This is a genomic window from Azospirillum canadense (assembly GCF_025961225.1).
GTDB lineage: Bacteria > Pseudomonadota > Alphaproteobacteria > Azospirillales > Azospirillaceae > Azospirillum > Azospirillum canadense.
Window position 1 is genome coordinate 1,881,809 of sequence record NZ_JAOQNG010000001.1, and the last position, 22,545, is coordinate 1,904,353.

Annotated in this window: 21 protein-coding genes; 7 read left to right on the plus strand and 14 right to left on the minus strand. The window is 70.1% G+C overall.

Annotated features, from left to right (window positions below; all coding sequences use genetic code 11):
* The first annotated feature begins 76 nt into the window (after positions 1 to 76).
* Positions 77 to 1,300, plus strand: coding sequence for an NnrS family protein (locus M2351_RS08975; RefSeq protein WP_264655749.1), 1,224 nt, complete (start codon positions 77 to 79; stop codon positions 1,298 to 1,300).
* On the opposite strand, the gene M2351_RS08980 is transcribed toward M2351_RS08975, so the two are convergent.
* Entirely contained in the window at positions 1,252 to 1,992 is a 741-nt protein-coding gene (locus tag M2351_RS08980; RefSeq protein ID WP_264655750.1) for an HAD family hydrolase, read from the minus strand. The two genes, M2351_RS08975 and M2351_RS08980, sit on opposite strands and share 49 nt — an antisense overlap.
* Positions 1,993 to 2,156: 164 nt before the next feature.
* Between M2351_RS08980 and M2351_RS08985 the strand changes: the two genes are divergently transcribed.
* The gene (locus M2351_RS08985) at positions 2,157 to 2,297 is read left to right on the plus strand and encodes a hypothetical protein (RefSeq protein ID WP_264655751.1); all 141 of its coding nucleotides are present in this window, start codon (positions 2,157 to 2,159) and stop codon (positions 2,295 to 2,297) included.
* 118 nt (positions 2,298 to 2,415) lie between these two features.
* Here the strand turns inward: M2351_RS08985 and M2351_RS08990 are convergent, their stop codons facing one another.
* The 6 genes from M2351_RS08990 to M2351_RS09015 form a co-directional block, all read right to left on the minus strand.
* On the minus strand, positions 2,416 to 3,135 hold the full coding sequence (locus M2351_RS08990; protein WP_264655752.1) for an RraA family protein: 720 nt from the start codon (positions 3,133 to 3,135) through the stop codon (positions 2,416 to 2,418).
* 2 nt (positions 3,136 to 3,137) lie between these two features.
* Positions 3,138 to 4,028 carry a carbohydrate ABC transporter permease gene (locus M2351_RS08995; protein ID WP_264655753.1) on the minus strand — a complete coding sequence of 297 codons (891 nt, stop codon included), beginning with the start codon at positions 4,026 to 4,028 and terminating at the stop codon, positions 3,138 to 3,140.
* A gap of 16 nt (positions 4,029 to 4,044) precedes the next feature.
* Entirely contained in the window at positions 4,045 to 4,998 is a 954-nt protein-coding gene (locus M2351_RS09000) for a carbohydrate ABC transporter permease (RefSeq protein ID WP_264655754.1), read from the minus strand.
* A 165-nt stretch (positions 4,999 to 5,163) separates the two neighbouring features.
* A complete protein-coding gene (locus M2351_RS09005; protein WP_264655755.1) occupies positions 5,164 to 6,537 on the minus strand; it encodes an ABC transporter substrate-binding protein in 1,374 nt (457 codons plus the stop codon).
* 76 nt (positions 6,538 to 6,613) lie between these two features.
* Positions 6,614 to 7,687 (minus strand): ABC transporter ATP-binding protein, encoded by a 1,074-nt coding sequence (locus M2351_RS09010; RefSeq protein WP_264655756.1) that lies wholly within the window; start codon positions 7,685 to 7,687, stop codon positions 6,614 to 6,616.
* Positions 7,688 to 7,701: 14 nt separating this feature from the next.
* The gene (locus M2351_RS09015; protein ID WP_264655757.1) at positions 7,702 to 8,757 is read right to left on the minus strand and encodes a C-terminal binding protein; all 1,056 of its coding nucleotides are present in this window, start codon (positions 8,755 to 8,757) and stop codon (positions 7,702 to 7,704) included.
* Positions 8,758 to 9,016: 259 nt separating this feature from the next.
* Between M2351_RS09015 and M2351_RS09020 the strand changes: the two genes are divergently transcribed.
* On the plus strand, positions 9,017 to 9,382 hold the full coding sequence (locus tag M2351_RS09020) for a hypothetical protein (protein ID WP_264655758.1): 366 nt from the start codon (positions 9,017 to 9,019) through the stop codon (positions 9,380 to 9,382).
* Between the two features lie 43 nt (positions 9,383 to 9,425).
* Here M2351_RS09020 and M2351_RS09025 read toward each other — a convergent pair whose 3' ends face one another.
* The 3 genes from M2351_RS09025 to ltnD are packed head-to-tail and all read right to left on the minus strand — an operon-like array spanning position 9,426 to position 12,149.
* Positions 9,426 to 10,427: a threonine/serine dehydratase gene (locus M2351_RS09025; protein ID WP_264655759.1), complete on the minus strand. Its 1,002-nt coding sequence runs from the start codon at positions 10,425 to 10,427 to the stop codon at positions 9,426 to 9,428.
* 3 nt (positions 10,428 to 10,430) lie between these two features.
* Complete coding sequence (locus tag M2351_RS09030; protein ID WP_264655760.1) at positions 10,431 to 11,174, minus strand: SDR family oxidoreductase; 744 nt, start codon at positions 11,172 to 11,174, stop codon at positions 10,431 to 10,433.
* A 30-nt stretch (positions 11,175 to 11,204) separates the two neighbouring features.
* On the minus strand, positions 11,205 to 12,149 hold the full coding sequence (gene ltnD, locus M2351_RS09035; RefSeq protein WP_264655761.1) for an L-threonate dehydrogenase: 945 nt from the start codon (positions 12,147 to 12,149) through the stop codon (positions 11,205 to 11,207).
* Between the two features lie 233 nt (positions 12,150 to 12,382).
* On the opposite strand from ltnD, the gene M2351_RS09040 reads away from it, so the two are divergent.
* The 3 genes from M2351_RS09040 to M2351_RS09050 all read left to right on the plus strand — a co-directional run bounded on the left by M2351_RS09040 (position 12,383) and on the right by M2351_RS09050 (position 15,209).
* Positions 12,383 to 13,459 (plus strand): cobalamin B12-binding domain-containing protein, encoded by a 1,077-nt coding sequence (locus M2351_RS09040; RefSeq protein WP_264655762.1) that lies wholly within the window; start codon positions 12,383 to 12,385, stop codon positions 13,457 to 13,459.
* A 129-nt stretch (positions 13,460 to 13,588) separates the two neighbouring features.
* Positions 13,589 to 14,005, plus strand: coding sequence for a response regulator transcription factor (locus tag M2351_RS09045; RefSeq protein WP_264655763.1), 417 nt, complete (start codon positions 13,589 to 13,591; stop codon positions 14,003 to 14,005).
* A 97-nt stretch (positions 14,006 to 14,102) separates the two neighbouring features.
* Positions 14,103 to 15,209 carry a PLP-dependent cysteine synthase family protein gene (locus M2351_RS09050; RefSeq protein WP_264655764.1) on the plus strand — a complete coding sequence of 369 codons (1,107 nt, stop codon included), beginning with the start codon at positions 14,103 to 14,105 and terminating at the stop codon, positions 15,207 to 15,209.
* A 2-nt stretch (positions 15,210 to 15,211) separates the two neighbouring features.
* On the opposite strand, the gene M2351_RS09055 is transcribed toward M2351_RS09050, so the two are convergent.
* The gene (locus M2351_RS09055) at positions 15,212 to 16,102 is read right to left on the minus strand and encodes an AraC family transcriptional regulator (RefSeq protein WP_264655765.1); all 891 of its coding nucleotides are present in this window, start codon (positions 16,100 to 16,102) and stop codon (positions 15,212 to 15,214) included.
* 77 nt (positions 16,103 to 16,179) lie between these two features.
* Here M2351_RS09055 and M2351_RS09060 point away from each other — a divergent pair, with 77 nt between their 5' ends.
* A complete protein-coding gene (locus M2351_RS09060; RefSeq protein WP_264655766.1) occupies positions 16,180 to 17,283 on the plus strand; it encodes an alpha/beta hydrolase in 1,104 nt (367 codons plus the stop codon).
* A gap of 9 nt (positions 17,284 to 17,292) precedes the next feature.
* Here M2351_RS09060 and M2351_RS09065 read toward each other — a convergent pair whose 3' ends face one another.
* The 3 genes from M2351_RS09065 to M2351_RS09075 are packed head-to-tail and all read right to left on the minus strand — an operon-like array spanning position 17,293 to position 22,396.
* Positions 17,293 to 18,411: an NnrS family protein gene (locus tag M2351_RS09065; protein ID WP_264655767.1), complete on the minus strand. Its 1,119-nt coding sequence runs from the start codon at positions 18,409 to 18,411 to the stop codon at positions 17,293 to 17,295.
* A gap of 50 nt (positions 18,412 to 18,461) precedes the next feature.
* Positions 18,462 to 20,096 (minus strand): AMP-binding protein, encoded by a 1,635-nt coding sequence (locus M2351_RS09070; protein WP_264655768.1) that lies wholly within the window; start codon positions 20,094 to 20,096, stop codon positions 18,462 to 18,464.
* Positions 20,093 to 22,396, minus strand: a complete 2,304-nt coding sequence (locus M2351_RS09075; RefSeq protein WP_264655769.1) for a bifunctional acetate--CoA ligase family protein/GNAT family N-acetyltransferase — start codon at positions 22,394 to 22,396, stop codon at positions 20,093 to 20,095. The genes M2351_RS09070 and M2351_RS09075 overlap by 4 nt, the downstream gene beginning before the upstream one ends.
* Between the last annotated feature and the right edge of the window lie 149 nt (positions 22,397 to 22,545).

Genomic DNA, 22,545 nt, shown 5'->3' on the forward strand with positions numbered 1-22,545 from the left:
CGTCGGTCAAGGTGGACGGGGCCGCCCGGACGCAGAGTTGGGCATGTCCGATGCCCCTCAACGCGCGGGTCGCCCCATGCTCAACTCCGCCAATCCCCAATCCGTCACCGGCGAGGCCGAACGTCGTCCGACGCCGCTGATCTTCGCCTACGGCTTCCGCCCCTTCTTCCTGCTGTCCGGCGCAGCGGCGGCCGCCTTGCTGACGGGGTGGATCGCCATCCTGACGACCGGCACCTGGCCGGACACCCCCGTCGGGGCGAGCGCGTGGCACGCGCACGAGATGCTGTTCGGCTTCGTCTCCGCCGCCATCGCCGGCTTTCTGCTGACCGCGGTGCCCAGTTGGACCGGGACCACGGCCCTGTCGGGCCGGCCGCTGGCCCTGCTGGTCGGGCTGTGGCTGGCCGGGCGCGTCGCGGTGCTGCCCTTCACCGGCCTGCCCTTGGCCGTCGCCGCCGCCATCGACCTCGCCTTCTACCCGGCGCTCGGCGTTGCGCTCGCCCGGCCGCTGGTGGCCGCGGGCAAGCTGCGCAACACCGCCTTCCTGGCGCTGCTCGCCCTGCTGACCCTTGCCAACCTGTGCTTTCACCTGGACTGGCTGGGCGTGGTCGAGGACGGCGTCGGCCATGGCGAGTCGCTGGCCATCGGCGTCGTGCTGATGATGATCGCGGTGATCGGCGGGCGCATCGTTCCGGCCTTCACCCGCAACGCGCTGGTCGCCCGCGGACGGACCGCCCCGGCGAACCCGCTCCCCTGGCTGGAGAAGGCGACGCTGCTGTCGACCTTGCTGATGATCCCGGCCGACCTGGCGCTGCCGGAATCGGTGGTGGCCGGCCTGCTGGCCCTGATTGCGGCGGCGGCGCACGGAACGCGGCTGGCGCGCTGGCAGCCGCTGAAGACGCTCGACCAGCCGATTCTGTGGGTCCTGCACCTCGGCTATGCCTGGATTCCCGTGGCGCTGGCGCTGAAGGCCGGCCACGCGCTGGGCGGCGTCGTTCCGGAGTCGGCCTGGATCCACGCCATGACCGCCGGCGCCTTCAGCACGATGATCGTGGCGGTGATGACCCGGGCCTCGCTGGGCCACACCGGGCGCCCCCTGCTGGTCAGCCGCGCGACGGTCGCCGCCTATGTGCTGCTGACCGCGGCGGCCCTGCTCCGCGTCCTGGCGCCGGAGCTTCCGGGCCAACTGCATTGGAACGCCCTCCAGGGCGCCGGCACGGCCTGGATCGCCGCCTTCGCGCTGTATCTGGTGGCCTACGTGCCCATCCTGCTCGGCCCGCGCGCCGACGGCCGGCCGGGCTGAGCCCCCAGCGTCTTCGGGCTGTGCCGGCCGATGAGGCTTGAGGCGAAGCGGCGTTGGAGGTCTTCCGGATCGCGGTAGATCTCCGCGCAGCCGGCGCGGCGCAGGTCCTGCTCCGCGAAGCCACCGCACAGGACGCCCAGGACCGGCAGCCCGGCGCGGGTTGCCGCCTTGGCATCCCAGGGACTGTCGCCGACCACCACCGCCTCGTCGGGCTGGAGCCCCAGCTTTTCGAGCGCGGCCTGGAAAATGTCGGGATGGGGCTTGGACTTGTCGGCGTCGTCGGAGGAGGTCTCGACGTCCACCAGGTCCTCGATCTCCGCGGCCTGCTTGTAGTGTTCCAGTTCGTCCCCCTTGGCGGAGGACGCGAGCGCGATGCGCAGCCCGTCGGCGTGCAGGTGCTGGAACAGCCCGCGCACGCGGCGGAAGCCCTTCACCTTCGGCATGTATTTGCGGGCGAACAGGTCGTGCCGGAAATGGTCCATCGCGTCCTGGATGCGGTCCAGGTCTTTTTGGGGCACGAAGATCGGCATGATCTGGTCGCCGCCCTTGCCGATCTGGGAGCGCACCTCGTCGAAATCGGCGTGATAGCCGAAGTGGCGGATCGCCTCCACCCAGGCGTGGGCGTGCAGGTCGACCGAGTCGACGAGTGTTCCGTCCACGTCGAAGATGACGGCCCTTATGATGCCGGTCATCACCACCTCCTCACCCTCTGATTCTTGGCTTTGTTCCTTTCGAACAGGCGGCGGGAAGCCCTGTTCCAGGGCGAATTCGCGGCGTGATAGAAAGTGTCACATGAACCCGGCATTGCTGTTGTCCGTTCACAGCCTGACGGACTCAACGACCGGGATGAACGGACATGCGCACCGCGTTCAAGAGCTACACCGCCCTCCTCGGCCGCGCGCGCAGCGCCGTGCACGACCTGCGCCGCCGCAACCGGCCCCGCACGAAGATGGAGTTCCTGGACCTGGAGCTGTTCCAGGTGGACATCCGGCTGTAAAGCCCGTTTGGCCCGGCTGGAATTCACCACCAAGACACCAAGGCACCAAGAGTCCTCGACTTGGGCACGTCGCGACTCCTTGGTGTCTTGGTGCCTTGGTGGTGAAGCCCCTCAGGGCTCAGTGAATCTCGTCCGCCGCTCCCATGGCGCGGGCCAGCGCCTCGGCGTTGAAGCCGGGCTGGCGGGCGGCTTCCAGGATCACCGCCTCGCGGCGCGCCACGGCGGCCGCAGCCTCCGTCACCTGCCGGGCGACGGAGTGCGGGATCACCACCGCGCCGTGGCGGTCGGCGTGGATCAGGTCACCGGGATGGACGGTCATGCCGTGCACGGTGACGGTCAGGTTCATCGCCTCCACCCGCACCCAGGCGTGGGACGGCGCGACGCAGCCCGCCAGCATCTCGAACTCCGGCGCGCACTGGTCGAGGTCGCGGATGCTGCCGTCGGTGATCGCGCCCAGCGCCCCCAGCCCCCGGTGCACCGCCGTGTGCACCTCTCCCCAGAAGGCGCCGTAGCCCGTGGGCTGGTCGAGGTCCTGGATGACCACGATGGATGGCCGGGGCGACGCGTCCACCAGCCGGTACCAGGCGAGCCGCCGTTCCCGCAGCGTGGCGGCGTCCTCGCGCGGCGGGTGCTGCGCACGGATCGTGGCGGTCACCGCGTAGCCGACGATCGGCTTGGCGGTGGGGTCCGCGCAGACGAAGGGCCGCGTCGTGTAGCCGTAGCCGCGCCGCTCCGGCACCAGCCGCTCCAATGCGTTGCAGACGGTCGGGGTGTCGAGCGCGGCGAGCGCGTCCAGCTCAGCCTGGGTCAATTGAGCTGGGGTCAGGCGGTCCTGCATGATCACTCCTTCACGGCTCCGGTCATGCTGGCGACATAGTGTTCCACGAAGAAGGAATAAAGGATCGCGACGGGCAGCGAGCCGAAAAGCGCGCCCGCCATCAGGGAACCCCAGTGGTAGACGTCGCCCTCCACCAACTCCGTCACCACGCCCACGGGAACGGTTTTCTGCTCCGACGACTGGATGAAGGTCAGGGCGTAGATGAACTCGTTCCAGGACAGGGTGAAGGCGAAGATGCCGGCGGAGATCAGGCCCGGCACCGCCAGCGGCAGCAGGATCTTCACCAGGATTTGCAGCCGGGACGCCCCGTCGATCAGCGCGCATTCCTCCAGCTCGTAGGGAATGGAGCGGAAATAGCCCATCAGCAGCCAGGTGCAGAAGGGGATAAGGAAGGTCGGATAGGTGAGGATCAGCGCCCATTTCGTGTCGAACAGCCCATAGGCGAAGACCATGGACGCCAGCGGGATGAACAGGATCGATGGCGGCACGAGGTAGGCGAGGAAGATCGCAAGCCCGACGTAGCGCGCGCCCTTGAAGCGCAGCCGCTCGATGGCGTAGGCGGCGCAGACCGCGCAAAACAGCGACAGGAACGTCGACACCACCGACACCAGCATGGTGTTCAGCAGCCACTGAGGATAGCTGGTGCGGAACAGCAGCCGATGAATGTTGTCCAGCGTCGGATGCACCACCCAGAAGGGGCTAAAGTCGGTGTAGTTGTACAGCTCCTCGTTCGATTTGAAGGCGGTGATCCCCATCCAGTAGAAGGGGAACAGCAGCACGAACAGGAACAGGATCAGCGGGATCCACAGCGTCACCACGCGGCGCGGGATCGATTCCAGGAAGTCGGCACCACTCGGCGCTTCGGCCTCGGCGCTCTTGCGGAACAGGCCCATGGCGGTGCGCCTCCCCTCAGTCGTTGCCGCCATGCTGCCAGCGCCGGCGTTGCAGGCCGAAGTAGCTGAACAGGATGGCGGACAGCAGGAACGGGATCATGGTGACGGCGATGGCCGCGCCCTCGCCCAGGTTGCCGCCGGGAATGGCGCGCTGGAAGGACAGGGTCGCCATCAGGTGCGTGGCGTTCAGCGGCCCGCCACGCGTCAGCACGTAGATCAGCTGGAAGTCGGTGAAGGTGAACAGCACCGAGAAGGTCATCACCACCGCGATGATCGGCGTCAGCATCGGGAAGGTGACGTAGCGGAAGCGCTGCCAGGGCGTCGCGCCGTCGATGGTCGCCGCCTCGTAGAGCGACGGCGGGATGGTCTGCAAGCCGGCCAGCAGTGTGATCGCCACGAAGGGGATGCCGCGCCAGACGTTGGCGATGATCACGCTGGCCCGCGCCCAGGTGGGATCGCCCAGGAAGTTGATGTTGTGCTCGATCAGCCCCAGCCGGGTCAGCGACCAGGAGATGATCGAGAACTGGCTGTCGTAGATCCACCAGAAGGCGATGGCCGACAGCGCGGTCGGCACGATCCAGGGCAGCAGCACGATGGCGCGCAGGAACGCCTTGAACGGCAGATGCCGGTTCAGCAGCAGCGCCAGCCAGAGCCCCAGCGCGAACTTCGCGATGCTCGCCGCCACGGTGTAGAGCAGCGTGTTGAAGACCGACGTCCAGAAGACGCTGTCGGTCCACAGCATCTCGTAATTCTCGAAGCCGATGTACTGCCCGGCCCGCCCCACCCGCGTGTCGGTCATGCCGAGCCAGACGCCCAGGCCCAGCGGATAGGCCAGGAACAGCAGCAGCACCGCCGCCGCCGGCAGCATGAACAGCAAGCCCATGGCGCCCCGGCTCTCGCCAAGCCGGAACCGGCGGGCGGGGGCGGCGCGCGCGGACGCGCGGCGTTGGCTTTTCGTGTCGACGAACATGGCGACCTCGCAATGGGCGAACCACTTGCCCTCACCCTCCCGCTTCGCGGGTCCCTCCCTCCCCCGCTGTGCGGGGGAGGGCCTAATTGCGGCCTCGCGAAAGGGCGGCGGAGTTCCCTCCCCCGCCCAGCGGGGGAGGGTTAGGGTGGGGGCAAAGCACGCCCCTTAGACCTTGTAGTACCGCGCCGCCCGGCGCTCGGCCCTGGCGGCGGCTTCCTTCGGCGTCTGCTGGCCGCTGGCGGCTTCGGCGAACATGTTGACCACGACGTAATCCGCCATGGCCGCCGCGGACGCCGGCCCCAGCTTCCCGGAATAACCGTTCCACAGCATGTTCTTCACCGTGTCACGATACGGCGTGTGCTTGGGATCGACCGTCCAGATCGGGTTGCTCTCGTAGGCCGCCAGCGGGTGGGTGATGTAGCCGATGGCCGCCTGCTGCCAGGGCTCGTACTGGTCCTTCTCCATCATGAAGCGGAGGTATTCCTTGGCGGCGTTCGGGTACTTGGAGTGCTTGAACACCATGGCCTGGGTGAACAGGTGCAGTTCCGTCGGGCGGCCGACCGGCCCCACCGGCATGTTGGCGTGCTCGATGTCCTTGGCCATCGCCTGCATCGCCGGGTCCTGCGATGTCTTGGCCGAGTAGTAGACGGAGATGCCGTTGGCCGTGACGCCGATCTCCCCGGCCAGGAAGGCCTTGTTGTTGTTGGGGTCGAGCCAGGACAGCGTGCCGGGCACGAAGGACTTGTACAGCTCCGCCACATACTCCAGCGCGCGGACCGTCTCCGGGCTGTTGATGACGACGTTGTTCTGGTCGTCGACCATGCGGCCGCCGAAGGCCCACAAGATGCTGTGCGTCCAGGTGTTGCCGTCGCCCACCGCGTTGCCAAGAGCGAAGCCCGCCGGGTGGCCCTTCTTCGCCATGGCCGTGCAGGCCTTCAGGAAGCCGTCGGTGTCGCGCGGCATCGTCTCGAAGCCGGCCTCGTTCAGCCAGGACTTGCGGTACACGATGCAGTTGCCGGCGGCCCCCACCGGCAGGCCGATCCACTTGCCGTCGCGCATGCCGTAGCGCTTCGGCGCCTCGTACCAGCCGCCGTACTTGTTGCCGAGGTATGTCGCGAGGTCGGTGAGGTCGACCAGCTTGTCCGGATATTGGTGCGGGTCGTCGAACCAGCCGAAGATGATGTCCGGGCCGCTGCCGACGTTGGCGGCGACCGCCGCCTTGGGCCGGATATCCTCCCAGGACTCGGCGTCGATGCGGACCTTGACGCCGGTCTTCTCGGTGAATTTCTGGGTGTTGGCGAACCAGCCGTCCTCGTCGCCCTGGACGAACTTCTTCCAGCGCAGGATGCGCAGCTCAGCCCCCTTTTCCGGCTCGAAATGCATGTCCTGCTGCTGGGCCGCGGCGCTGCCCATGCCGCCCAGCCCGGCGCCGAGTCCGGCACCCAGCGCCGCCACGGCGGCGCCCGCCTTCAGCACATCGCGCCGCGTGAACTCCGTTCCCTTACCATCCTCCCTGAAACCGCCACCTTTAGACTCCATGACCGCACCTCCCTTGTGAGACGTGTCGGCCGGCTTGTGGATGCCGGTCGGCTTTTGGTGTTCCTTCGATGAAATCTCAAAGACGCATCCCCGTCGCCGCGTCGAAGACGTGGCCGCTTTCCACCTGCGGCACCAGCCGCAGCCGCTCGGCCGGCCGCAGCGGGAAGCGTTCGGTCGTCGCGGCGCAGGCGATCGCGTCGCCCACACGGCAGAAGACCAGCGTGTTGTCGCCGGTCGGTTCCACCACCTCCACCTCGGCGGGCAAACCCTGCTCCGCGTCGGAGGCGAGCCGCAGATGGCCGGGCCGGATGCCGTAAACGACCGACTGCCCTTCGTTGCCGCGCACGCCGGGCGGCGCCGGGAACAGGAGGTCGCCCTTTCCTTCCACCCACACGCGGTCGCCGTCGCGGCGCAGCCGGCCCTCGAAGAAGTTCATGGCGGGGGAGCCGATGAATCCGGCGACGAACAGGTTGACCGGACGGTCGTACAGCTCCAGCGGCGAGCCGACCTGCTCCACATGGCCGTCGTGCATCACGACGATTTTGTCGGCCATGGTCATGGCCTCGATCTGGTCGTGCGTGACGTAGATGGACGTGGTGCGCAGCCGCTGGTGCAGCGCCTTGATCTCGGTCCGCATCTGCACGCGCAGCTTGGCGTCCAGGTTGGAGAGCGGCTCGTCGAACAGGAAGACCTGCGGATCGCGCACGATGGCCCGCCCCATGGCGACGCGCTGGCGCTGCCCGCCCGACAGCTGCCGCGGGTAGCGGTCGAGGTACTTGGTCAGGTCCAGGATGTCGGCCGCCTGCCGCACGCGCTGCTCGATCACCGACCGTTCGGCGTGGCGCAGCTTCAAGCTGAAGGCCATGTTGTCGAAGACGGTCATGTGCGGGTAGAGCGCGTAGTTCTGGAACACCATCGCGATGTCCCGCTCCTTCGGCGGCACCATGTTGACCACGCGCCCGCCGATGGAAATCTCGCCGCCGCTGATCGGCTCCAGCCCGGCGATCATGCGCAGCAGGGTGGACTTGCCGCATCCCGATGGGCCGACCAGGACCACGAACTCCTCGTCGCCGATGTCCACGTCGATGCCGTGGATCACCTCGAACGTGCCGAACGCCTTGCGGACCTGACGGATGTCGACGGAGGCCATGCTCGCCCCTTCTGTCACGCGGTGGTTGACCAGCCGCGCTGCGGGCTCAGCCACGCGCGGTTGACGCAGTTGACGAGCCGCCCCGTGCCGAGCGCCGCCGCGACTGTCTCCGCCGACTTGCGGCGCAGGTCGCGGATGCTTTCCGGCGCGAAGAAGGCGGCGTGCGGGCTGAGCAGCAGCCGTCCGGCGATCCACGGCTCCTCAGCCCGCCACGCCCGGATCAACGGGTGCTCGGCCATGCGGGTCACCGGCTCCTCCGGGATGACGTCGAGCGCGGCGCCGGCCAGCCGGCCGTTGCGCAGCGCATCGAACAGCGCGTCGAGCACCACGACCGGCCCGCGCGCGGTGTTCACCAGGATCTGCCCGGTCTTCGCGTCGGCGAAGGCCTCGGCGTTGATCATTCCCCGCGTCTCCGGCGTCAGCGGCGTGTGCAGGCTGACCACATCCGATTCGGCCATCAGCGCGGACAGGCTGTCGACCCGCCGGAAGCCGAGCGCCAGGTCGGTGCCGGTCGGCTTGTACGGGTCGTAGAACAGCACCTCCATGCCGAAGGCCTTCGCCCGCAGCGCGGTGGCAAGCCCGATCCGCCCCAACCCGACCACGCCGAAGACCAGCCCGCGCGTCCGCCTTACCAGCGGCGCCTGCGCGAAGTGCCAGCCCTTGTCCAGGTCGGCGCGGATCGCCGCGTCGTACGTGGCCGTGCCGCGCGTCAGGGTCAACAGCATGGCGATGGCGTGGTCCGCGACCTCCGTCGTGCCATAATCCGGCACGTTGCAGACGGCGATGCCGAGCGCCCCGGCCGTTTCCAGGTCCACGTTGTCGAAGCCGACCCCGGCCCGCACGACAACGCGGCAGCGTTCCAGCCGCTTCAGCCAGGACGCGTCCAGGCGGACCTCGTCGTAGGCGATCACCGCCTCGCAGGACGGCCATTCGCCGGGCGCGATGTCGGCTTGCGGCACCTCGTGGTGCGGGATGAAGGACAGGGCGGAGCCGCCGGTCAGGGTTCCGACGGCCTCTCGTTCGATAGCGGCGGGATCGGTGAACTTGGCGTCGGGGATCAGCACGCGCATGGCGCCTCCCCGCCGGGTCGGAGGCGCGTTGGCCTCCGGAACCGGGAAACGGGCATGTCTCGTCCTCCCAAACCGGCGTCCCGGTTGCTCCGGGATTCGCTCGCTATATTGTCAGTGTAACTGATCGTTTGTTCGACGGTAAGACATAATCGCGCCGCCGCCGGCTTTCGACCGATGTAGCACCATCGTCCAATGTCGCGGCGGGTTCGCCTGTGGGCAAGCTGTGCGTCCGTGTGCCACCCGCGCCAGGGGAATCCCCATGCTCCGCACCACCGTCCTGACCCTTCTCTGCGCCACCGCCGTCGCCGGCACGGCGCATGCCCAAACACAGAAGCCTCAGACGCTGAAGTTCTGGAACCTGACCACCGAGACCATCACGGAGCTGAAACTGGCCGAGCCCGGCACCAACAAGTGGGGCAAGAACCAGACGCTGAACGACAAGGACAAGACGGTGGAGGCGGACGAGCGCCTGAAGCTGTCCGACATCACGCCGGGCGTCTGGGACGTCAGCGTGAAGGACAAGAAGAAGCGCAGCTGCGTCCTGCGCAACGTCACCCTGTCGGGCACCGATGCCTACGCCTTCTCGATCAGCGAAGACGACATGGCGAAGTGCAAGGGTAAGTGACGTCTCGCGCGCGCCCGCAAGCGGGCGGGCGCGAGTACTGTCGTCACCCCGCCTTCAGCGCATCCACGAAGGTGTCCGGATCGACGTTGCCGCCGCTCAGAACCACGGCGACGGTGCGGCCGCGGGCGGGCAGCTTGCCGGTCAGCACGGCCGCCAGCGCGGCAGCCCCGCCAGGTTCGACCACCAGCTTCAGCACGGTGAAGGCGTAGGCCATGGCCTCCTGGACCTCCGCGTCGGTGACGGCGAGGCCGCCGGCGAGCGTCTCCTTCATCACTGGGAAGGTCAGCGCGCCGGGCGCCGCCGACATCAGGGCGTCACAGATCGACGCATGCCCGGCCTCGTTGCCGACGCGCTCCCCCTTCGCGAGCGAGCGGGCCACGTCGTCGAAGCCGGCGGGCTCGGCGCTCCATACCCGGGTGTCGGGGAAGAAATGCTTCACCGCGGTGGCGATGCCCGAAACGAGGCCGCCGCCGCTGCACGGCGCGATCACGTCGTCGGGCACGGCGCCCAGCGCTTGCGCTTGCTCCACGATCTCCAGCCCGACGGTGCCCTGCCCGGCCATGATCTGCGGATGGTCGAAGGGCGGCACGGTGGCGCTGCCGCGCTCCTCCGCGATGCTCTTGGCGATGTCCTCCCGGCTTTCCGTCCAGCGGTCGTAAAGCACGACGTCGGCGCCGTAGCCACGGGTGTTGGCGATCTTCAGCGCCGGGGCGTCCTTGGGCATCACGATGGCGGCGCGCAGGCCCAGGATCGCGGCGGCGGCGGCCACGCCCTGCGCGTGGTTGCCCGACGACCAGGCGACCACCCCGCCCCTGCGCTCCTCCTCCGACAACTGCGACAGGCGGTTGAAGGCGCCGCGGAACTTGAAGGATCCGCTGCGCTGCAAGACCTCCGGCTTCAGCAGGACGCGCCCGCCGACCCGCTCGTTCAACAGGGCGTTCTCCAGCAGCGGCGTGCGCACCGCGTAGCCGTTCAGGCGGCGGGCGGCCTCCACCACGTCCTGATAGTCGATGACGAGATTTGCGGCAGAGTTGGTGGCGGACATGGGTCAGCGACCTCCGGACACGTTGAGGATGGCGCCGGTCACGTAGGACGCGGCGTCGGACAGCAGCCACAGCACGCTCTCCGCCACCTCGTCCGCCGACCCCGGACGACCGATGGGCGGCGTAGAGGCGAGCGCGTCGAGCCGGCTGCCGTGGCCGGGGATGACCTGGATCTCGGTGTCGATCAGGCCGGGCCGCACGCAGTTGACGCGGATGCCTTCCTTCCCGACCTCGCGGGCCAGCCCGATGGTCATGCTGTCCACGGCCCCCTTGGCGGCGGCGTAGGTGATGAACTCGTTGGGCGATCCCAGCACCGCGGCCATGGAGCCAACGTTGACGATGCTGCCGCCCGAGCCGCCGTGGCGGGTGGACATGCGCCGGACCGCCTCCCGCGCGCAGAGGATGGCGCCCAGCACGTCGATGTCCAGGGTGCGGCGGATGCCCTCCGCCGACGCCTCGTCCAGCCGGCCGTAGGGGCCGACGATACCGGCGTTGTTGACCAGCCCGGTGGGGCGGCCGAAGCGCGCTTCCGCGGCGTCGAACAGGGCCAGCACGTCCTCCTCCCGCGCGACGTCGCCACGGATGGCCTGCGCCTGCCCGCCGGCCTCGGTGATCGCCTTGACGGTGGCGTCGGCCGCGTCGGCGTTGCCGATATAGGAGAAAGTGACGGCGTAGCCGCGCTGGGCGGCCATCTTCGCGACCGCGGCGCCGATGCCCCGGCTGCCGCCGGTGACGATGAGGGACTTCATGCCCGTATCCATGCCCGTGTCCATAAGGGATCAGCCTTCCGGGTTGTCGTTGGGCTGAGGCAGCGTGATGCCGGCCAGCCGCTCGAATATCTTGATGACCGCCGCGTCGTCCTCCCGGCCCAGGCCCGCCGAAGCCGCCATGGTGAACATCTGCAAGGCGGTGGCGGCGAGCGGCGTCGGGAAGGTCATGCGGCGCGCCGAATCGACGACGATGCCCAAATCCTTCACGAAGATGTCCACCGCGCTGTGCGGGCTGTAGTCGCCGTTCAGGATGTGCGGCACGCGGTTCTCGAACATCCAGCTGTTGCCGGCGCTGGAGGTGATGACGTCGTAAATGCGCTGCGGGTCGACCCCGGCGCGGATGCCGAAGGCCATCGCCTCCGCCGACGCCGCGATGTGCACGCCGGCCAGCAGCTGGTTGATGGTCTTCACGACGGAGCCCTGGCCATGCTCCGTCCCCACCCGGTGCAGCGTGCCGGATGCCGCGGCCAGCAGATCCTCCGCCCGCGCGAAGGCCTCCTCCGGGCCGGACGCCATGACGGTCATGCGCCCTTCCGCCGCCTTCACCGGGCCGCCGCTGACCGGCGCGTCCAGCATCAGCAGCCCCAGGTCGGCGAGCCGCCGCCCGGCGTCCGCCGCGTAGGCAGCCGGCACGGTGGCCGACTGGACGACGCAGCCGCCCTTCGGCAGGGTCGCGGCGATCCCGTTCGGCCCGAACAGCACCGATTCGACTTGGTCGGCCGTGGCGACCAGGATCACCACGCGCTCCACCTGCCGGCCGAGTTCGGCGGGCGTCGCCGCGGCCTCCCCGCCGTGGGTGACGAGGCTCATGCACTTGGCCGGGGCCTCGTCGCAGCCGATGACGCGGAAGCCTCCGCGCAGCAGCGACAGGGCCACCCCCATGCCCATGGATCCCAGCCCGATGACGCCCGCGACGCGGGCCCTGATGTGGTCATCCCTGTGGTGGTCGCTCATGATCCCCCCGGCGGGCGGGACGCCCGCGCCTTTCGGTTGCCGTCTGCTGCGGCGTTGGCGGGAAGTGTCGGAGGGCGACGCCAATGCGTCAAGCCGCGGCGGTGGGTACGCCTCCCGACGGATGGCGGAACTGCGCCCGGCGCATGACGTTGACTTGAGTTAACGCCAAGCCGTGCCCATCCGCCCAGAATTTTTGCCCCGGGATCTTCATCCGAAGCCCTTGGAGGCGGTCCATGAGCAGCATCGCGCGTGAGGAAGAAGCCGCGGACCGCCTGGAGGCCCGCGCCTGGTGGGTCATCGACGCGACGATGGCCAAGCTGTTCCGCGCAAGGCCGATCATCCCAAAGGTCCTGGCCGAACAGGTTCGAGCCGCCTGCGCGCTGGACAACACGTTCCACCTCGCCTTCCTCGTCAACGCGACGGCCTTCGGCAGCCCCGCCCTGTTCGCCGGCTATGCGCTGTGGACCCGCCGCGTTCTGGCCAGCCGGGGCGTGCAGCCCGCCGACCTAACCGCGAACCTCGACTGCATGAAGGACGCCATCGCGGGCCTGATGCCCAAGCCGTCCGCCGACGCGATCCTTCCCATCCTGTCCGCCGCGCGGACCGCGCTGGACGAAACGCCCGCCTTTCCCGACCCCGAGGAACCCGTTGGAGCCGATGCGCTGGACGGGCTGGCGCGACGGTACTTCCTGTCGGCCATGGAAGGGCGGACCGATCAGGCCATCGCCCTGGTCAAGCGAACCTTCGCGCGGGGCCAAGGCCTTCATGCGGTGTGCGACGACATCATCACGCCCGTGCAGCGCGAGATCGGCCACCTTTGGGAGCTGAACCGCATCACCGTGGCGGAGGAGCACCGCTGCTCCGCCATCACCCAGCTGGCCGTGGCGCAGCTCTATCCGCGCATCATAAGCCTGCGCAAACAGCACCGGAACGGCCGGTCTCTCGTCGCCGCGTCCGTCGGCGGCGATTTGCACGACCTCGGGCTGCGCCTGGTCTGCGACCGGTTCGGTGCCGCGGGATGGATGACGACCTATCTCGGCGCGTCGGTTCCCATGGCCGGGGTCGTCAGCATGGTGGCGGAGACGCGGCCGGACCTTCTTCTCCTGTCCGTGTCCATGGGCATGCACCTGCGCAGCGCCCGGACGATCCTGCGCGCCATCCGCGCGCAGCCCGACACGCGCGACCTGCCCGTGCTCGTCGGCGGGCAAGCCCTGGCGGCCGATTGCGGGATTGCCGACCGACTGGAGGCAACCGCCGTCGCGCCGGATCCGGCCAGCGCCCTCGACCTCGCAAACCGCCTCCTGCCCTGACGAAGGGAGTAGAGGATGCGCCTAGGACGATAAATCCTGCTCCATCATCGGATCATCACCGACGGCCCACTCTTCACCGCCCACAATGAGCCCACATGAAGCTGTGGAGGGAATGGCAAGGAGAATTCAATGCCGGAAAGACAAGAAGGCGTTCCCATCCTTCTGTTCGTCGACGATGACGATTTGGTTCTTTTGAGCCTTCAGGCGTTCTTTTCCGCCGCGGGCTACGAGACGCTGGCGTTCCGGACGCTCGGCGAAGCCCTGCGGCTGTGCAGGCGTTTCGCGATCATTCCCGCGGCGGTGATCCTGAACTATCACCTCCACGATGGGCTGTCGTTCGAGGCACGGCTGGCCCTGTTGTCCGATGACATCCCCGACGCGCCCCTCGCCGTCCTGACCGGCGACATGTCCCAGCAGACGGCGACCATCGTCAAGGACCGAGGGATCTCGCTGCTGCACAAGCCGGTTTCGCCCCTGGACCTGCTGACCCATGTCCGCGGCCTGATTGGTTTCGGCACCGTCCAGGACCTGGGAAGCCCCCATTGAGCAGTTCTCCCCAAGCGCATCCAGGCCCACCATTTCACAGGTGCAAACTGTCGAAAAGGCGGTTATTCGAGTGCCTATCATCGTTGGATAGGAAGCCATGACCCGAGCACTCCCGACCGCGCGCCCCTGGCTGGACGAGGCGTTGCGCCGCATCGAGGCGGATTTCAACCGGTCGGCCGACACGCACCTGCTGCGCCTGCCGATCCCGGCGGCGCCGGGCATCACGCTCTACTTCAAGGACGAATCCACCCACCCCACCGGCAGCCTGAAGCACCGGCTGGCGCGCTCCCTCTTCCTCTATGCGCTGTGCAACGGCTGGGTTCGCGAGGGGACCACGGTGATCGAGGCGTCCTCGGGCTCCACCGCCGTGTCGGAGGCCTACTTCGCCCAGCTTCTCGACCTGCCCTTCGTCGCCGTGGTGCCGCGCGGCACCTCGCCCGCCAAGATCGCGCAGATCGAGTTCTACGGCGGCCGCTGCCACATGGTGGAGCGCGCGTCCGAGGTCTGCGCCGAGGCGCTGAGGCTCGCCGAGGCCTGCAACGGCCACTTCATGGACCAGTTCACCTACGCGGAGCGCGCGACCGACTGGCGCGGCAACAACAACATCGCGCAGTCCATCTTCGAGCAGATGGCGCAGGAGCCGAACCCCGTGCCGGACTGGATCGTCTGCGCGGCGGGCACCGGCGGCACGTCGGCGACCATGGGGCGCTTCGTGCGCTACCGCCGGATGGCGACCCGGGTCTGCGTGCCCGATCCGGAGCATTCGGCCTTCTTCGACGGCTTCCGCAACCACGACCCCAAGGCCACGGTCGACCGCGGCTCGCGCATCGAAGGAATCGGCCGGCCGCGCGTGGAGCCGTCCTTCCAGCCGGGCGTGATCGACCGCATGATCAAGGTGCCGGACGCCGCCAGCGTCGCCGCCGTCTGGGTCCTTCGGGAACGGCTGGGGCGGTCCTGCGGCGGCTCCACCGGCACGAACATGGTCGGGTCCATCCAGTTGATCGCCGAGATGATGCGCGACGGGCGACAGGGCAGCGTCGTGACCCTGATCTGCGATCCGGGCGAACGCTACGCCGGCACCTACTTCAACCGCGACTGGCTGGCCGCCAACGGCCTGGACATCGACGCGTGGGTGGAGCGCATCGACGCCTTCTTCCGCACGGGCGACTGGGACGGCGCCGGCCTGGAATCGGTCGAGCGCTAAAATCAACGCCCGCCGAGGCTCTCCCCGATCAGCCGGTAGAACCAGAAGGCCTCGTCCTTTGCGACGCGCTCGTCCAGCCGTCCCGGGGACAGGCCGGTGACGCGGCGGATGTCGCGGCCCATGTGCGACTGGTCGGCGAATCCCGCGTCGCCGGCCAGCGCGGCGAGGTCCAGTGGCGTTCCGTCGCGCGTCGCGCTGGCACGGACGACCGCCTCCTCCACGCGGGCGAAAAGCTGCAGGTCGCGCTGGCTTTGCCCGGTCGCGATCTTGATGCGGCGCTGGATCTGCCGCACGCCGTGCCCCGCTCTGGACAGCACGGCCTTTGCTGCCAGCGTCCGCAGCCAGTCCCCCAGCAGCGGCGCCGCGCGGGCATCGCGTGGGCGCGGACCGGACCACAACGGCTCCAGCCCCTCTTCCAGCCGGAGGAACGGCTCGCCGTCCGCACCATGATCGAACAGCGACCGGCAGGCGGTGAGGAACAGGCCGGACGCCACCTCCTCCAGCGGCCGGACGCGGTCGACCAGCTGGTCCGCACCGGCCCCGGTCAGGCGGGCCAAGGCTTCCGGGTAAAAGGCGACCGACAGGACTTGCACCGGTCCCGGCGACCAGCTGGCGAAGGGGCGGCGCTGCGGCCCGGTCAGGAACAGCCGCGGCAGCGGCGGGCCGAGCACTGGGACACCGTCGGTCCCACGCTCCTCCACCATGTGGATGGTTCCATCGAAGATCCAGGAGACCACCGCCAGCGGCGAGGCCGGGAAATAATTGAAGCGCTGGTCGTCGGTCAGCGCCCGCGCGCGCGTGTCGCGCTCCATGCCGACGAAAATGCAGGCGCCCAGGGCCGCGCGCGGAAACAGCAGGCGGGCGGAGCCGGCCCGGGATATGGGGAGGGGCATGGCGGATGTCGTCTCCGTTCTATACGGCCGGCCGGGTGTCCGGCGAGATGGCGCCGACCGACCATCGGAGCCCGGCCATGCCCAAAAACGCAAAGTCCAAAAGCGCAAAGTCCAAAATCATACTTCAGGGGCGCACCAGCCACAAATACCGCAGCCTCGCCACTCTTGCGCTCACCACGTTGCGCGTCATGGCTTGCCGCGCCGCCGGCCGGCCGCTGGTGCCGGAATGGACGATCCCGTTCGAGATCGGCAACCTGTTCTGGCGCGCGCAGTTCAACCACGCCTTCGCGCTCGGGAACATCGCGGAAGGCCGCGCCTATTTCGACAGCCTCGTCGCGGTGGTGGACGCGAACCCGGCGGTCGACATCAGGCCAAGCCGGCCCGGCGAGCCGCGCGGCGACTGGTTCATCCCCCACACACGGACGGGCGATGCCACCCTGCTCTACTTCCACGGCGGCGGCTACAGCTTCTACGCCTCCGTGACCCGGCATTTCATCGCCATGCTGGCTCATACGCTGGGCCTGCCCATCTTCGCCCCCGACTACCGCCTGACGCCCGAACACCCGCACCCGGCGCAGATCGAGGACGCGCTGGCCGCCTACCGTTTCCTGCTCGACCAAGGGATCGATCCGGCCCGCCTTGTGGTGTGCGGCGACTCTGCGGGCGGCCACCTGACGCTGATGACCATCGCCGGGCTGGCCGAGGCGGGACTCCCTCAGCCGGCGATCGGCATCGCTCTCAGCCCTTGGACCGACGTCGGCCGGCGCGGCGCCAGCCAGTTCGGCAATGACCGCTACGACCTCGTCCAGGGTTACATGACGTTGCGCTTTGCGGAATGGCTGAAGGGATCGGGCGGCTTCACCGACGCCGAACTGTCGCCTATTGCGCGGGATTTCCGGGGATTGGCGCCGCTCTACCTCCAGGCCGGCGGCAAGGAAATCCTTGTCGACATGATCCGCGACTTCGCCCGGACCGTGCAGGAACAGGGCGCCCGGGTCCGGCTGGAGGTGTGGGAGCACATGACCCACGAGTTCCAAGCGCATGGCCAGGAGTTGCCGGAAAGCCGCGAAGCGTTCGCCCGCCTGGGCGAGGCGATCCGCTGGGCGACGGAACCGGCTGGCCGCGAACGGGGCTTCCCGCCCGGCCCGCGGATCGAGGTGGAAACGCTGTGCGACGACTGAACCCGACCCCTACACCCACAGGCGCTTCGGCACGCGCAGCAGTATCCACAGCACCAGCAGGTGTGCCATGGCCCATGCCAAGGCGGCGGCGGGCATCAGCCATTCCGGGGCGGTGCTCGCCGCGGCGACGCGCAACGCAGCGGCGAGGCTGACCAGCGCCACGGCCGCCGTCGCCGGGCGCGGGAAGTCGGGCGGCAGCGCCTCCCGCTGCAAGGTGGCGCGCACCATCATGGAGGCGGCCAGCGTGCCGAGCGCCCCCGCCCCCATCACGTGCCACGCCGCCCCGCCCGCGAGCGGGTCCAGCCGCTCGATCCCCAGGAACAGCCAGCCCAGCCCGAGCCAGCCGTAGCCGAGATGCAGGCTCCACAGGTCGGGCCGGCGCAGCACCGCGTCGGTGCGCCAGCGGGCCAGCCGCGCCCAGGCGGTCAGGCCGGCGACCATGGCGCCCGCGGCGCCGATCCACGGCACCGGCCAGGGCCAGTTGCCGGCCGCGACGGTCAGCGCGGCCAGGATCGCCCCCGCGGCGCCGGCCCACTCCAGCCGGGGCTGCACGCGCTCGACGAGAGTGCCGCCCTGCCGCCGCACCTCCCCGGCCGTGGCGGACGGGATGATCCGGCCGCCCATCACCAGCATCAGGATGCCGACGAGGTGCAGCGCGAACAGCGCGCCGGTGCGCCCGCCGTCGCCGCCCCACCAGGCCAGCGCCTCGGCCAGCGCGAAAGCGCCGATCACCGGGCCGAACAGCGTGTTGTGGCCGCTCTTCGCCGCCCGCAGGAAGGGCACCCCGGCGACCACGAACAGCACCACCGGATAGGCCAGCGCCAGCGGCGCCGCGATCGGCGGCGGCAGGCCGCCCAGCACAGCGACCCGCCCGGCCAGCCACGCCAGGAAGGCGAGCCCGAGCGCACTGCGGGAGGGCCGCGTCAGCAGGAAACCGCCGACCACCGCCAGCGCGTAGCCCATCAGCATCTCGTGCGCGTGCAGCGCCGGCGTCCAGCCGATGCCGAGCCAGCCGAAGTAGCCGGCGACCCACAGCGGCACGCTGAGCGCCGCGTAGAGCGCCGCAGCTGGGAAGAACAGGCGGTGTCCCCAGGGGCGCCGGGGCGTTGGTGGAACGAAGAAGGACATGGGGCGCTCGGCTGGCGAAGGATTGCCACCTTAACCCGGAAGGCCGCGCCTTATCTCCCGCCGTCTTCCAGGGTTGATGCGTCACCCCCTGGGAATCCCATCTCACGGGCCTTCAGCAGGCGGCGAAGGATCTTGCCGCTGCGGGTGTGCGGCAGGGAGTCCGCAAAGGCGATTTCGCGCGGTGCCAAGGCGGGGCCGAGCCGGCGGCGGGCGTGCGCGATCAGGTCGCGGGCGAGGCTGTCATCCCCAGCGGATCCGGTCTTCAGTGTTACGAAGGCCTTCACCGCTTCCCCCGCCACCGGGTCGGGCCGTCCGATCACCGCGGCCTCCGCCACCGCCGGATGTTCCAGCAGGACGCTCTCGACCTCGAATGGACCGACGAGGTGGCCGGAGGTCTTGATCATGTCGTCGGCCCTCCCGACGAAGCGGAAGCGCCCGTCCGGGTCGCGCCGGGCGAGGTCGCCGCTGCGGTACCAGCCGTCGTCGGTGAAGCAGGCGCGGCTGTGCGCCTCGTCGTTCAGGTATCCCTGGAACATCGACGGCCAGGGCGGGCGCAGCACCAGTTCCCCAGGCTCGCCCGGCGGCGCCAGCACCTCCGCCTCGATGCCCGCCACTGGAAAGCCCAACGTGCCCGGAACGACCGGCTGGCCGGGCGGGGTGGCGAGCATGATGGCGCCGGTCTCCGTCTGCCACCACGTGTCGTGGATGGGCCGGCCGAAGGCGGCCTCGCCCCAGGTCACCGCCTCCGCGTTCAGCGGTTCGCCCACGCTGGCGACGTGGCGCAGCGCGGAGAGGTCGTGGCGGCGTGGAAGCTCCAGCCCGGCGCGCATCAGCATGCGGATGGCGGTCGGCGTGGTGTACCAGATCGACACCCGCTCCCGCTCCAGCAGCGCGTACCAGCGGGCGGGGTCGAAGTCGCCCTCATCGGCCACCAGCGTCGCACCGACGGCCAGCGGCGTCAGCAGCCCGTAGACGGTGCCGGTGACCCAGCCGGGATCGGCCGTGCACCAGAAGACGTCGCCGGGCCTGAGGCCGAGCGCGTCGCGCGCCGTGGCGTGCTGCGCCACGATGGCGCCATGGCCGTGCAGCGCCCCCTTCGGCGCGCCGGTCGTCCCGCTGGTGAAATGCAGCAACGCCGGATCGTCGGGACCGGTGGGTGCGCAGGGCACAGGCTTCAGCGCGGCCAAGCGTTCCTCCCAGCCCTCCCCATCGACAAGCAGCGCGTCGAAGGTGTCCGGCAGATCGCCCGGCGCCTTGCGCGTCCACAGGGCCACCGTGGTCACCACCGCCCGCGCCCCGGCGAGCGTCAGCCGCAGTTGCAACGGCTCCGGCCCAAAGGCGGCGAAGAGCGGGGCGTGGACGCAGCCGGCCTTCAGCGCGCCGAGCGCCGCCGCGTAAAGCGCCGGCCGGCGCGGCAGCAGCGATGCCACCACCGCGCCTTTCCCCATCCCAAGCCCGCGCAGCAGGGCGGCGAAGCGCCCGCTCGCGTCGGACAGATCGGCGTAGGTCAGCGTCGCCGCCGCGCCGTCCCGCCCGGTCCAACGCAGCGCCGTGTGGTGCCCCCACCCTGCCTCCACAGGACGGTCCACCGCCGCCCAGGCCATGTTGACGCCGCCCCACGGGCCGGTCAGCGGGACCGCCTCGGCCGCCCAATGGGCCGCCCGATCCGGCGCGGCGGCGGTCACAGCGCCAATACCACGTGGGTGACGCCGGGATCGTCCGGCGAGCTGCGGCGCTGGAAGCCGAAGGCCTCGCACAGGCGCAGCATGGCGCGGTTCTCGTGCAGCACCTCCCCATAGACCTCCTTCAGCCCCTTGGCCCGCGCGTGGTCGAGGATGCGCCGCATCAGCACGGGGCCGAGGCCGAGCCCGGCCATGTCGTGGGCCAGCATGATGGCGAACTCCGCCCGTTCCCCGTCGGCGGCGCGGGCGAGATGCACCACCCCGTGCACCGCCGTCGTGCCGGGCCGGCCGGGGTCGGTGACCGCCAACCCCATCTCGCGGTCGTAGTCGAGCTGGCTCATCCGCGCGGCGATGCCGTGGCTCAGCTCCTGCTTCTGGCTGAAGAAGCGCAGGCGGATTTCCGCCGGGGTCAGGCGCTTGAACAGGGCCTTCATGGCCGGCTCGTCCTCCGGCACCAGCGGGCGGACCATCAGGCTGCGCCCATCGGCGAGCGGCAGCGGCCGCTCCAGCTCCGACGGGTACGGAAGGATCGCGAAGGGCGCGCGCCGCCGCCCGGCCTCGACCAGCCGCACCGATGCCCCGCCGACCACCGGCCCCTCCGGACCCAGCCGCATGGGGGACAGCGTCAGGTGCGCCACCTCCTCAAGGTCGACGCCGATCTGCGCCACCTTGACCAGCAGCGCCGCCGCCGCGTCACGCGCCGCGGGCGTCAGCCCCTCCTCCTCGGCGAGGCCGACGGCGGGGACGCGCCGCAGCGCGTCGCAGGCGAGCGTCATGGTCAGCGGCGGCAGCGCCACGGCCGTCTCGCCCGGCAGGCGGGCGGCGTGGTGGCCGACGGTGATCACCGGGCCGAAATGCCGGTCCTCGCTCAAGCCCACGGCGAGGTCGTGGCCGGGGACGGCGTCCACGACTCCCAAGGGTACGCCATAGGCGGCGAGCAGAGCCCGCGCCTCCGCCTCGGTCAGGGCCACGCGCCCAGCCTCCCGCACGGCCGCGACGACACGGCGCGCGGCTCCGGCGTCGGGGCGGGCATCCTCCGGCGCCGAGCGCGGGGTTTCGGCCAGAAGCTCCTGGTTGCGGCGGAAGGCCAGCGCGTGCTGGAAGGCGCGCACCGCGCGATCGGGCGTGTCGAACACCGGGACGCGGTGGCGGGCAAGCTCCGCCGCGGCGTGGTCGGCGTCGCGCTCGCCGAGCCAGCTGGTCAGCACCGGAGTGCGGCAGTGGGTGTCGATGGCCGACGCGACCGTCCGCGCGACCTCCCCCGCCGGGACCAGCGCGGTCGGCGCGTGCAGCAGAAGAACCGCGTCCACCGCCGGGTCCACGCACAGGCGGGACAGGACGGCGGCGTAGGCGCCCCCCTCCGCTCCCTCCCCGAGGTCGAGCGGGTTGGCCAAACCGGTGGGCATGGCCAAGCGCCCGGCACCTCCGATGGCACCGTCCAGCAGCGCGTCGGCGGCCAGCCGTCCGATCCCGCGCCCGTTGGCGACGATGGCGAGCCGGTCGCCGCGGATCGGCGCGGCCACGGCCAGCGTCTCCAGCGCGTCGAACAGCTCCTCCAGCGTGAAGACGCGCAGCAAGCCGGCGCGACGAATGGCCGCGTCGAACACGGCGTCCCCGCCCTCCCCGCGCCCGGTCCGCAGGACGATCACCGGCCGCTGGCGGGCCGCCGCCCGCGCGGCGGATACGAATCGGCGCGCCTCCGGCGGCCGGTCGAGCACCAGCAGGATGGCGTGGCAGTCGTCCTGCGCGGCGAGATAATCCAGCAGGTCGCCCGGCCCGACGTCCGACGCGTCGCCCGTCACCGCGATGTGGGAGAATCCGACGGAACGCCGCTGTGCCCAATCGATGACCGCCCCGGCCAGCGTGCCGGACTGCGCCACCAGCGCGACACGGCCGGCCGGCGGCGGGCGGTGGAAGGCCCCGGCGCAGAAGCGCTTGCCCGGCATGGCGACGCCCAGGCTCCCCGGCCCGAGCAACCGCAGGCCGTGGCCGCGCGCGGCGTCCTTCAATGCGCGTGCAAGGTCGGGATCGTCGCCGTGTGCGCCGAGCAGGATCGCTGCCTTCGCGCCGCCCTTCCCGGCCTGCGCGACCAGCGCCGGCAGCCGCTCCGCCCCGGCAGCAATCAGCACCAGTTCGGGCACGGAGGCGAGCCCGCCCAGGGCGGAGGCCTCCACCCGCTGCACGACCCCGCCGTAGCCCCCGGCGAGGTTGCGGGCCGCGACGCGGGCCAGGGGAGGGTCGCCCTCGGCGACGACCGCCACTCCCTTGGGGCGGAACAGGGCTTCCAAATCGCGCACCGGCATGCGGTTTCACTCCCCCTGCGGCTCTCACACGCCTTGCCTTTTGCCGGGTGCCCGGTCAGTTTGCCGGCCATAGCGTTGGGCCGACGGGTGCGATGGCTTTTCAGGTATGATGCCTCGGAGTTGCGGACAACGGAAGCTGAGGCAGCGGA

What these genes read in the sequence shown, in the direction of transcription:
- M2351_RS08975 (WP_264655749.1), top strand. Translation starts at nt 77, where the DNA reads ATGCTCAACTCCGCCAATCCCCAATCCGTCACCGGCGAGGCCGAACGT.
- M2351_RS08980 (WP_264655750.1), bottom strand. Translation starts at nt 1,992, where the DNA reads ATGACCGGCATCATAAGGGCCGTCATCTTCGACGTGGACGGAACACTC.
- M2351_RS08985 (WP_264655751.1), top strand. Translation starts at nt 2,157, where the DNA reads ATGCGCACCGCGTTCAAGAGCTACACCGCCCTCCTCGGCCGCGCGCGC.
- M2351_RS08990 (WP_264655752.1), bottom strand. Translation starts at nt 3,135, where the DNA reads ATGCAGGACCGCCTGACCCCAGCTCAATTGACCCAGGCTGAGCTGGAC.
- M2351_RS08995 (WP_264655753.1), bottom strand. Translation starts at nt 4,028, where the DNA reads ATGGGCCTGTTCCGCAAGAGCGCCGAGGCCGAAGCGCCGAGTGGTGCC.
- M2351_RS09000 (WP_264655754.1), bottom strand. Translation starts at nt 4,998, where the DNA reads ATGTTCGTCGACACGAAAAGCCAACGCCGCGCGTCCGCGCGCGCCGCC.
- M2351_RS09005 (WP_264655755.1), bottom strand. Translation starts at nt 6,537, where the DNA reads ATGGAGTCTAAAGGTGGCGGTTTCAGGGAGGATGGTAAGGGAACGGAG.
- M2351_RS09010 (WP_264655756.1), bottom strand. Translation starts at nt 7,687, where the DNA reads ATGGCCTCCGTCGACATCCGTCAGGTCCGCAAGGCGTTCGGCACGTTC.
- M2351_RS09015 (WP_264655757.1), bottom strand. Translation starts at nt 8,757, where the DNA reads ATGCGCGTGCTGATCCCCGACGCCAAGTTCACCGATCCCGCCGCTATC.
- M2351_RS09020 (WP_264655758.1), top strand. Translation starts at nt 9,017, where the DNA reads ATGCTCCGCACCACCGTCCTGACCCTTCTCTGCGCCACCGCCGTCGCC.
- M2351_RS09025 (WP_264655759.1), bottom strand. Translation starts at nt 10,427, where the DNA reads ATGTCCGCCACCAACTCTGCCGCAAATCTCGTCATCGACTATCAGGAC.
- M2351_RS09030 (WP_264655760.1), bottom strand. Translation starts at nt 11,174, where the DNA reads ATGAAGTCCCTCATCGTCACCGGCGGCAGCCGGGGCATCGGCGCCGCG.
- ltnD (WP_264655761.1), bottom strand. Translation starts at nt 12,149, where the DNA reads ATGAGCGACCACCACAGGGATGACCACATCAGGGCCCGCGTCGCGGGC.
- M2351_RS09040 (WP_264655762.1), top strand. Translation starts at nt 12,383, where the DNA reads ATGAGCAGCATCGCGCGTGAGGAAGAAGCCGCGGACCGCCTGGAGGCC.
- M2351_RS09045 (WP_264655763.1), top strand. Translation starts at nt 13,589, where the DNA reads ATGCCGGAAAGACAAGAAGGCGTTCCCATCCTTCTGTTCGTCGACGAT.
- M2351_RS09050 (WP_264655764.1), top strand. Translation starts at nt 14,103, where the DNA reads ATGACCCGAGCACTCCCGACCGCGCGCCCCTGGCTGGACGAGGCGTTG.
- M2351_RS09055 (WP_264655765.1), bottom strand. Translation starts at nt 16,102, where the DNA reads ATGCCCCTCCCCATATCCCGGGCCGGCTCCGCCCGCCTGCTGTTTCCG.
- M2351_RS09060 (WP_264655766.1), top strand. Translation starts at nt 16,180, where the DNA reads ATGCCCAAAAACGCAAAGTCCAAAAGCGCAAAGTCCAAAATCATACTT.
- M2351_RS09065 (WP_264655767.1), bottom strand. Translation starts at nt 18,411, where the DNA reads ATGTCCTTCTTCGTTCCACCAACGCCCCGGCGCCCCTGGGGACACCGC.
- M2351_RS09075 (WP_264655769.1), bottom strand. Translation starts at nt 22,396, where the DNA reads ATGCCGGTGCGCGATTTGGAAGCCCTGTTCCGCCCCAAGGGAGTGGCG.